The organism is Candidatus Methylacidiphilales bacterium (assembly GCA_025056655.1).
Lineage (GTDB): Bacteria > Verrucomicrobiota > Verrucomicrobiia > Methylacidiphilales > JANWVL01 > JANWVL01.
The window spans coordinates 1-9,506 of the sequence record JANWVL010000034.1; the positions used below are offsets into that span (position 1 = coordinate 1).

General features: G+C 56.0%; 9 protein-coding genes. 7 read left to right on the top strand and 2 right to left on the bottom strand.

Going from position 1 to position 9,506, the window contains the following annotated elements; translation table 11 throughout:
* Together NZM04_01525 and NZM04_01530 are read right to left on the bottom strand one after the other, a co-directional pair.
* Positions 1 to 694, bottom strand: a 694-nt coding sequence (locus NZM04_01525; protein MCS7062724.1) for a hypothetical protein, incomplete at its 3' end; no start/stop codon positions are given.
* Between the two features lie 44 nt (positions 695 to 738).
* The gene (locus tag NZM04_01530; protein ID MCS7062725.1) at positions 739 to 2,241 is read right to left on the bottom strand and encodes an MFS transporter; all 1,503 of its coding nucleotides are present in this window, start codon (positions 2,239 to 2,241) and stop codon (positions 739 to 741) included.
* Between the two features lie 156 nt (positions 2,242 to 2,397).
* On the opposite strand from NZM04_01530, the gene NZM04_01535 reads away from it, so the two are divergent.
* From NZM04_01535 to NZM04_01565, 7 genes are all read left to right on the top strand, one after another.
* Positions 2,398 to 3,762 (top strand): hypothetical protein, encoded by a 1,365-nt coding sequence (locus NZM04_01535; protein ID MCS7062726.1) that lies wholly within the window; start codon positions 2,398 to 2,400, stop codon positions 3,760 to 3,762.
* A gap of 29 nt (positions 3,763 to 3,791) precedes the next feature.
* Complete coding sequence (gene mnmE / locus NZM04_01540; GenBank protein MCS7062727.1) at positions 3,792 to 5,159, top strand: tRNA uridine-5-carboxymethylaminomethyl(34) synthesis GTPase MnmE; 1,368 nt, start codon at positions 3,792 to 3,794, stop codon at positions 5,157 to 5,159.
* A 19-nt stretch (positions 5,160 to 5,178) separates the two neighbouring features.
* A complete protein-coding gene (gene recO, locus NZM04_01545; GenBank protein ID MCS7062728.1) occupies positions 5,179 to 5,730 on the top strand; it encodes a DNA repair protein RecO in 552 nt (183 codons plus the stop codon).
* Between the two features lie 183 nt (positions 5,731 to 5,913).
* Complete coding sequence (locus NZM04_01550; protein ID MCS7062729.1) at positions 5,914 to 6,609, top strand: hypothetical protein; 696 nt, start codon at positions 5,914 to 5,916, stop codon at positions 6,607 to 6,609.
* 12 nt (positions 6,610 to 6,621) lie between these two features.
* The gene (locus NZM04_01555; GenBank protein MCS7062730.1) at positions 6,622 to 7,113 is read left to right on the top strand and encodes a hypothetical protein; all 492 of its coding nucleotides are present in this window, start codon (positions 6,622 to 6,624) and stop codon (positions 7,111 to 7,113) included.
* A complete protein-coding gene (locus tag NZM04_01560) occupies positions 7,110 to 8,099 on the top strand; it encodes a prepilin-type N-terminal cleavage/methylation domain-containing protein (protein MCS7062731.1) in 990 nt (329 codons plus the stop codon). The genes NZM04_01555 and NZM04_01560 overlap by 4 nt, the downstream gene beginning before the upstream one ends.
* A gap of 6 nt (positions 8,100 to 8,105) precedes the next feature.
* Positions 8,106 to 9,506, top strand: a 1,401-nt coding sequence (locus NZM04_01565) for a hypothetical protein (protein ID MCS7062732.1), incomplete at its 3' end; no start/stop codon positions are given.

The following is a 9,506-nucleotide window of genomic DNA, read 5'->3' on the forward strand; positions in this document are numbered from 1 at the left end:
CTTCGCCAGCGAGGTGGCGGCCTGTGAAGGTTTTTATGGAGCGGTCGCTGAGGCAGATGATTTCTAGGTCGTAGGTGTCGGGGCTTGTGAGGGTGAAGCTGACGGAGATGCCGCTGTCGGTGTAGTTGACGCCGGTGTCGAATTCACCGTCTTTGTCGATGAGGGTGTAGTTGTTTTTGTCTTTGTGGTAGCTGAGTTCAAAGCGGGCGCCGGTTTTGTAGTCGTTTTCGGTGTTTTGGGCGTTGCCGGTGCGGATGGTGAAGCCGACGGAGCCGGGGTCGGGGGAGTCGATGTCGAATTTTTTAACGAAATCGCCGTGTTCGAGTTTGATGGAGAAGGTGTCGCCGATTTTGAGAGGTTCTTTGAGGGGGCGGAAGGCGACGGCTTTTTCGAAGCGGTGGCCGTTGGCGTAGAGGCCGAAGGCGCGGCCGTCGGTGGCGACGCCGTTGAGGTCGCTGTGGTCGACGTCTTGGGCGATGAAGTGCCCGCTGTAGGTGCGGGAGGCGTCGTCGGAGGGTTGGGCGATGAGTTTCCATTCGCCGAAGCCGTAGCCGCCGTTTTGGCCGCTGCTCCAGCCGTTGTTGTATTCGGGGTTGGAGGCGCGATCGTCGGCGATGTTGTTTTGTTGGGCGAGGAGAGATGGGTGTGGGGTGAGAGAGAGGGCAAGGGCGAGTAGGAGGGAGGATGTTTTCATGGTGTTTAAATTGAGTGTGTGGGTGGAGTTGTCAAAGGCTTTAATTAGTGGCCTGCGGAGGCGGTGGGGGAGCTAGAGGTTGCGGGTGCTGGGCGGACGATCGTCATGCAGAGTGCGGCGAGGATGAAGCTGAGGCCTGCGATGGTCATGACGGGGACGGGGTTGCCTTGGAATTGGGCTTCCATGATGGGGCCGAGGGCTTGTGTGGCGACGACTTGGGGGACGACGACGAAGAGGTTGAAGATGCCCATGAAGAGTCCCATTTTTTCGGCTGGGATGTCGGTGGAGACGATGGTGTAGGGGATGGCGAGGATGCTTGCCCAGGCGATGCCGACGCAGATCATGGGGATGAGGAGTTGATATTTATTGGAAAGATAGGGGATGAGGGCGAGGCCGATACCACCGATGGCTAGGCAGAGGCCGTGTGTGAGGCGAAGGCCAAGGCGGCGCGAGAGGGGGATGAGGAAAAGGGAGAAGAGGAAACAGACGACGTTGTAGGTGCCGAAGCAGACGCCGTTCCAGATGTTGGCGTCTTCAGCGGTGAGGCCGGCTGGGAGGAAGATGTGTTTGGTGATGGCTGAATTGTGCTGTGTCCACATGCACATGAGGGCGACCCAGGTGAAGAATTGGGTGAGCGCGATGCGACGCATCGAGGTGGGGGCAACGAGGATGGCGACGAGGAGGAACCAGGCGGAGAAGAGGAGGACGGAGAAGTTAAGAAGTTTCAGGCCGAAGATTGTGGTGTCTTTGAGGTTTTGTGAGGCTTGCGGGAAGAGGCTGTAGATGCCGAGGAAAAGGAGAACGAGGATGGGGAGACCGAGGAGTCGGACGCTTGCTGGGACGCGAGCGAAGATTTCTCCGAGTCCGAGTGTCCAGTCGAATTTTTGCGAACGGAGGCGGGATAGTTCTTCGTCTGAGGGAGGAATTTCTTTGGTCGTGAAGACGCTCCAGAGTGTGGCGATGAAATAAGCAGCGGCTCCGACGTAGAAAGAAAAGCGAACGGTATCGGGCACGGCGTTTTCAGCGGCACTTGCAGGGCTGGAGTGATAGAGCTTGAAATAGAGGGGGAGGAAGGAGGCGATGGAGCCGCCGAGGCCGATGAAGAAGCTTTGGAGGGCGTAGCCAGTGGATTTTTGTTCTTCGGGGAGGGTGTCGGCGACGAGGGCGCGGAAGGGTTGCATGGAGGCGTTGATGGAGCCGTCGAGAACCCATAGGAGGGTGGCGGCCATGAAGACGGAGATGGAATTGGGCATGAGGATGAGGGCGAGGGTGGAGAGGATGGCACCGATGAGGATGTAGGGGCGGCGACGGCCGAGGAATTGCAGCCAGGTGCGGTCGCTGAGTTGACCGATGATGGGCTGAATGATGAGTCCAGTGAGAGGCGCAGCCAGCCAGAGGCCGGGGATTTCGGCATCGGAGGCGCCGAGGTAGGCGTAGATGGCGGACATGTTGGCCATTTGGAGGCCCCATCCGAATTGGATGCCGAAGAATCCGAAGTTCATGTTGAAGATGGAGCTGAAGGGAAGTTTGGTTTTGGTGGAGCTCATGGTTTTTGGGTAGGGTTTAGGAGTGGCATTTTTGGCATATCGTGCGAGGTGTGCAATATGTTTGTTTTGCGGGGGGGAGGTGTCGTTGGGAAAGGGATAGGGGAAGGGCTGAGGATAGGCTTGTGTAGCGGGAGGGGAGGCGTAAGGTAGGGAGTTATGAAAAGGTGGTTGATGTTTGCTGGTGTGATTTTTGGAGTGTTGGGGGTGGGGATTCCGTTGGTGTGTTATTGGGCGGTGTTGCGTTTTGTGGAGGGGCCTTTGTTAACGAAATGGTTGGAGAGTCGGATTGCGGAGATGACAGGGGGTGAAACGACGGTGATGCCGCTGGAGTGGAAGGGGTTTGCGGCTTACTCTGAGGGGATAGAGGTGCGTGGGGGGGAGGGGCTGAAGCGGGCACGGCTAGATCAGTGGCGGGGGGAGGTGAATGCGCGGGCACTGTTTTGGGAGCGGGTGTGGCGGTTGCAAGGTTTGGAGGCGCAGCGGTTGCTGATTGAATTGGCCGATCAAAGTGATGGGCAAGGGGAGCGGACAGAAAGAAGGGACGGGGAGGGGAGTTTTACGTTTGACCAAGTGCCTTGGTGGTTGTGGTGGTTGCCGACGCGCTTGGAATGGGGATCGGCGTTGATTAGAGAAGTAGAGATGCTGTGGCCGATAGGAAAAGGAATGCGGGGTGAACTAAAGGGGATGACTGTGACGTTGCGGCCACGAGATGGAGGTTGGGATGTGCTGGGAAGAGGAGGCAAGCTGCGGGCGGGAGAATTTCCGCAGGTGCGTGTGGTAGAGCTTCGTGGACGGCTCAGGGAGCCTTATTTTTTCATAACCGAAGGGCGCTGGCAAAGTGAGGAAGGGGGCGGGGAAGGATTGGTGACGGGGGAGTTGGCTTTGGATGGTGAGCGGTCATCTCGTCTGAATATTCAAGCAAAAGATGTGCCGATCAGGGATGTGGTGAGGGGTGATTGGCGTGCGCGTTTTCATGGAAAAGTGGAGGGACATGTAGATTTGATGCGAGAAGAAAAGCAGAAGGCTGCGGACGGGCGTTGGAAGGGCGTGGGGAAGTTGCTTGTGAGGGAAGGGATGATAGAAGGATTGCCGTGGCTTGAGACTTGGGCACGGTATACGGGACTGGACGAGTATCGGCGTTTGCGTTTAACTACTGCTGAGGCGGATGTGATCGTGGATGAGGGAGGGGGGGTGATTTTTCGGAATATACGTCTGGAGTCCTCTGGAGTGGTGCGTGTTGAGGGGCGCGTGAGCGTGAAGGAAGCGAAGGTCGAGGGGGAGCTAGAGGTGGGACTGACGGATGGACAAGTGCGATTGATTCCAGCGGGTAAGGAGCGGATTTTTACACGCAATGCGGAAGGGTATTTGTGGGCTGTGCCTCCGATGCGTGTTTATGGAACTGTCAATGATGTGCAGGAGGATTTGTCGGGACGCGTAGGAAGCGCCGTAGTGGATGAAGTGCAGCGGAAGATCGAGAGTGGCGCGGAGAAAATTTTGGAGCGCGTGCGGTCGTTGTTTTGAGCTAGCGAGAGTCTATCGGATTTAAGTTTATGCGAACAGGGACTGAGACGATTGTGGCTTTGGCGACGCCGCCAGGCGTGGGAGCGCTGGCGATAGTGCGATTGAGCGGCGATGGGGTGCGAGAGATGACGGAGCGGCTTTTGGGGCGGAAGTTGCAGTGGGTGCCGCAGCGAGCCTTTTTTGTGCGACTGCGAGAGGGGGAAAGGGAGATTGATGATGCGGTGATGACGTTTTGGGAGGGGCCACGATCGTATACGGGCGAGGACGTGCTGGAGATTTGCGTGCACGGTAATCCCAAGATTGTGGAGCAAGTGATAGCGGCATATCTGCGGCAGGGAGCGCGGCTGGCGTTGCCGGGGGAGTTTACGCGTCGAGCGCTGCAGGCCGGCAAGCTAGGACTGACGCAGGTCGAGGGATTGGGTGATTTATTTAGCGCGAGCACGGAAAGGGAACTAGCGAATGCCCGAAGTCTTTTACGTGGAGATTTAGCAAAGGAGATGGAAGCGATGAGGGAGAAGTTGATCGAGGTGCTAGCACAGCTAGAGGCGTATATTGATTTTCCTGAGGAGGACATCGATCCGCCGACTTATGGAATGATGAGGGAGCGCTTAAACGCTGTGATAGAGAGGGTGGAGCGGTTGTTGGCAGGAGCAAAGATGGGACGTGTGGTGCGGGATGGGATTAGTGCTGTGATTGTGGGAAGACCGAATGTGGGAAAGTCGAGTCTTTTCAATCTGCTGTTGCAAGAGCGGCGCGCAATTGTTTCTCATAGACCGGGCACGACGCGAGATGTGATTGATGCGGAGTGTGTGATAGGAGATATCCGTATGCGTCTCTTGGATACAGCAGGTATAAGAGAAGAAGCTGACGAAATCGAAGCAGAGGGGATTTCGCGAACAAAGGAGGCCTGGGACCAAGCTCAGCTTATTTTGCACGTAATGGCCGCAGACGAAGATCCTGAATTGGACAAAATAGTAACAGCACAATTGAAATTGCGGCCTGATCAGCGACTGTTGCGTGTGTTAAACAAAACAGATTTAGAGTGGCATCCGCGAAGGACTTATCCAGATTACCAGCATGAATTCGATTGTAGGATTAGCGTTGCAAAACATGAAGGAATAGAGTCTTTGGGTGAGAAGATTAAAGAAATATTTATCTCTTCGCAAGCCGCAGAAGCTTCTACGCTTTGTTTGGTGAATGCTCGCCAGACTGTTTGTCTAGAAAACGCAAAAGGTTTTCTGAGCAGAGCCATCCTTGGCCTTGAGGAGAAGTGGCCACCCGAAATTATATCTCACGAGATGCGTGCGGCTCTTTCAGAAGTTGATGAATTGCTTGGGGTGACAGATCACGAAGAAGTTTTGGATAGAATATTCTCTCAATTTTGCATTGGGAAATAGCTTAAGCCCACTCTCTACTATGGCCGTCCTGACCACCCGAGGACTTCTCGTTCGCCGGCACCCCTACCGCGAAACTTCAATCCTCAGCACTTGGTTCACTGATGAATGTGGACCTATCGATGTCCTAATCTTAGGCGCGAACCGAAACCGCTCTCCGTTTCGTTACCATATCGACCTTTTTTACTCGTGTGAAATCACCTTAAGCCATTCAGAGGGACGCTCGCTCGACTTTTTGAAAGAAATTAAGCTTCTATCACCCCACCTTCGACTTCGTCGTGATTTCATCACTCTGCAAACTGCCCGCTACCTGTGCACGCTTACAGAGTCCGTCTCCGAGCCATACACCCCCGCTGTGGAATTATCCGAACTCCTCCACAAAGCCCTTGCCTACCTTGATTCACACTCTCCATCGGTAAGACTCGTGCGCCGTTTCGAAATAAAACTCATGCATCTATCTGGCCTTAAAGGAGAAACTGAAAGCGATTTCCTCTCCTCTATGCACGCACATCATTATCGCATCCCACCGCAACGGGCACGCTTATACCAACTCCTCTCCTCGGCATCCTTATAACTTGCATAAAAAACAATTGACATTCTAGCAAATGATATACATTGTATCTACATGATCAATGCCGGCAACCATGTTTTCTCTCCTCAAACTTCAACTCGCTCCGCTTGTAGGTCTTTTTTCCCCTCTCGATGGCCTCCCCCTCTAATAAATACACGCTCTTTTACCCTGCTTGAGCTTATAGCAGTGATTGCCATCATTACTCTCCTAAGTTTTGCTTCTCTGCCCGCTCTCCGTGGCTTTAGCGCCGGCAACAACCGCAAAGCCGCCGCAAACCTAATCATCAGCCTCATAGACCAAGCCCGCGCCACAGCCCAACAATACGGCACCCGCGCCTACCTTATCTTCGCCAACAACTGCATAAACTCCACCACAGGCAATCCCACTCTCGCCCGCGAAATTCGAGCTCGCGCCATGCGTATCATGAGAGAGAACAGCGCCGCTATCACCTCACCCAATCCAGACTCCCTAAACACCTCCCTAATCCCCGTCACACGCTGGATTTATCTCCCCAAAAACATCGAATTCAAAATCAACGACGGCTGCAGCAGCACCCCTCTCATCCTCCCCGCCATCTCAGGTTTCACCTCAGCAGACCTCCTCAGCTATCACTCCAAAATCTCCTCTTTTCCTCAAATCCTCGACCCACAAGGCAACCCCGTCCCCATCCCCATCTCCGACTACCTCAACCCCAACCAATTCACCTCCACCAATCCCCTCCCTGCCATTGTCTTCTCACCCGACGGCACCATCGACTTCGCCGTCAGCGGCGCTCTCGTCTTATTTTTCGGAGAAGTCGGCCGTCCGCTTCCCCCTCAAGTTGACGCCATCCGCATCAACCGCTACACCGCACGCGCCACCTACATCACCGTCCCATTATAACCTCCCTCATCTATGAAAACAAATTCCCCCACCCACTCCGATCCTCACCACCAAGCGGCCCCCAATCCACCTACTGCAAACGCAGCCTTCTCCCTAACAGAAATCCTCATCGCCCTCGGCATCATCGCCTTCTGCCTTACCACCATCTTTGGCCTCTTCGCCGCACCCATTAAAATCTCCTTTACAAACCAAAACGAAACCGCTGCCACCCTCGCCGCACACCAAATCTCCAGCCTCGTCCGCGCCTTCGGCCCCACTGAAATCCCCAGCGGCACCTACTTCTTCGATGACAAGCTCCACCTCACCAAATCACCCGCCCCCGACACCCTATACATGGCCAGACTCTCCTACTCCACAGAAGCAACCACCGCACAAACCCCCTTCACAAAAATCACCATAGAAGTCACCCCCTATCCCCCTCCCGCTGCCGGATCCGCAGCGCCACGATATACCTTCGTCACCTACATCCCGAGCTTGAACAAACCCACACCTCCATCCTTATGAAGGGTCCCCTTTGCCAACCCCCTCTTCACTCTCCAGCCTCTCGCGCCTTCACCCTCACCGAAATCCTCGTATCCGTCGCCATCCTCTCCCTTCTCACACTCGCCCTCCTCCAGATCCTCAACCAAAGCTCCAAAATCTGGACACGCGCACAAGACAAATCCGACGCCCTCCGTGAAGCCCGCGCCGCACTCCACCGCATAGCTGCAGACCTACGTCGCGCCCACATCACAGCCTATTCCCCCATGATCATCAACCCAATAGATGACGGTTCATTCCTGCCACCCAGCAATAGCCCAGCTCCCCCACGCTCCTCCATATTCTTCATTGCTAAACAACCGGCCGTTGTCACCCCTGCCGACTCACCCTTCGAGATCAACGACACCCCCGACCTCTGCGCCATCGGCTACTACGAAGCCTACTACCCCGATAACCCATCCGCCCCTCCAGGCCCCACCAACCCCTCTAGATTCAACCTCTACCGCTACTACAGAGGCTCTCAAGTCACCACCAACTACATCATCGCCAACCGCCTCAACCCCGAATCCTTCTGGTCCCCCAACAAAATGCAAATCAACCTCACCTCCCTCTCCACCGCAGGCCTCGGCCTCCCTGAAATCGATTCCCCCATCCTCGACCCCACAGACCCAATTTCATCCCTCTCCCGCCGCGACGACATCATCGCCCGCAACGTCGCCAACCTAAAAATCATCCTCGAATCCTCCTCCCCCTCCTACCCCAACGCCACACCACCCCTCAACGCCACCCACGAATCCCCCCCCACCCCCCAAATCACCCTTCCCAAAGGCACAGCCTACCTCACCTCGCCTGCCGTCCTATTCATCTGCCTCACAGCCTACAGCGACACCGCCCTCCCCAAAATCAACAAATCCCCCGCTGACTGGAGCGACCCCGAAAATATCAAGCTTTACGGCCGCACCCTTTCCATCCGCGTTGATCTCCCCACCGCAACCCCAAACACCCAATAACCCCTTATGAAACCGAACCCCTCCCCCACTTGCTCACCCTCCCACCCAAGCAGCCACCGCAGCTTCGCCCTCATCATCACCCTACTCATCATCACCCTCCTCACCTTCACAACCATCGCCTTCTTCACCGCAGCCCAAGTCGAGCGCACCAACTCCCGCGCCGCCTATCACCTCACTCAAGCCCAGCTCACCGCACAAGCCGGCGTCCAAGTCGCCCAACAAACCCTCCGCCACCTCATCACCCAATTCCCCGACTCCATCACCAAATTCGAGCCTCGCCTCGCAAACCAAGAGCAATTCCCCGGCACAGCTCTCCTCTACAAAAAGGTCCCCCCCACCGACCCCCAATCTCACTCCACTCCATACACCTACCTCCCCCTCGTCTCCGGCGCCGTCCCCACCCCATTAAACTCCCCCGCAGATCGCCTCAAAGCCATCCCCAGCAACCTCCTCACCGACTCCATCGACCTCAACCACCCCTCCCTCAACCCCGACCGCACCCCATTCGCCTCAGGCTGGATCACCGGCCTCCTCCAACTCCCCAAACTCTCCCCCGACTACACCTCCAACCAAATTCGCGCCCCTTGGGTCTACATCAGCGACCCCCAAAACCCAGCCAAAAAAATCGCCCGTTACGCCTACTGGATCGAAGACGAATCCTTCAAAATCAACCTCAACTACGCCGCCGCCCCACAAAAAAACCCAAATCAACCACGCCCCCTCACCGGCGAGCCTGCCCGCTACTACGCCAAAGATCCCCTCAACAAACAAAAAGACAATAACAACCACATCATCGCCAACGGAATCCCCCTCATCTCCATCGACTACCTCAACTCCCCTCAATCCGGCCTCTCCCTCACCCTCTCCACTGACAAATTCTCCACCGAATTCAACGAAATCCGCTCAAACCCCAAACTCAGCGGCCCCCAAAACACCTTCCGCTCCCTCGAAGAAGCCCTCTACACCCTCGGCGCCGCCAAAAACCTCTCCCCCGAGGCCACCTACCGCGACCTAGCCCAACTCAAATTCCTCACCACCACCACCTCCTCCGCCCTCAACATCTCCCGCGCAGGCATCCCCCGCCTCGACCTCAACGATATGATTAACCAAGGAGCCGTCCAAAAAGTCAATCACAACAAAGAAAAGCTCGCCGCCACCATCACCCGCATCATCCACGCCATCAACTACAACACCACAGCCCGGCCCACCCCAGCCGAAGCCTTCAACCACCCCTACTTCTGGGGACGCCGCCTCACCACCAACAGCCCCGTCCCCTACAACGACGCCCTTCGCCCACTCGCCATCGGCTACCTCAAACGCCTCGCCATCAACATCCACGACCACATCCACGGCTACAACAACCCCCCTACCTACGTCTATGCCGACAACGGCACCTTCTATCAAAAC

Coding starts and splice junctions, on each gene's coding strand:
- mnmE (MCS7062727.1), top strand. CDS start 3,792: ATGCGAACAGGGACTGAGACGATTGTGGCTTTGGCGACGCCGCCAGGC.
- recO (MCS7062728.1), top strand. CDS start 5,179: ATGGCCGTCCTGACCACCCGAGGACTTCTCGTTCGCCGGCACCCCTAC.
- NZM04_01555 (MCS7062730.1), top strand. CDS start 6,622: ATGAAAACAAATTCCCCCACCCACTCCGATCCTCACCACCAAGCGGCC.
- NZM04_01530 (MCS7062725.1), bottom strand. CDS start 2,241: ATGAGCTCCACCAAAACCAAACTTCCCTTCAGCTCCATCTTCAACATG.
- NZM04_01535 (MCS7062726.1), top strand. CDS start 2,398: ATGAAAAGGTGGTTGATGTTTGCTGGTGTGATTTTTGGAGTGTTGGGG.
- NZM04_01560 (MCS7062731.1), top strand. CDS start 7,110: ATGAAGGGTCCCCTTTGCCAACCCCCTCTTCACTCTCCAGCCTCTCGC.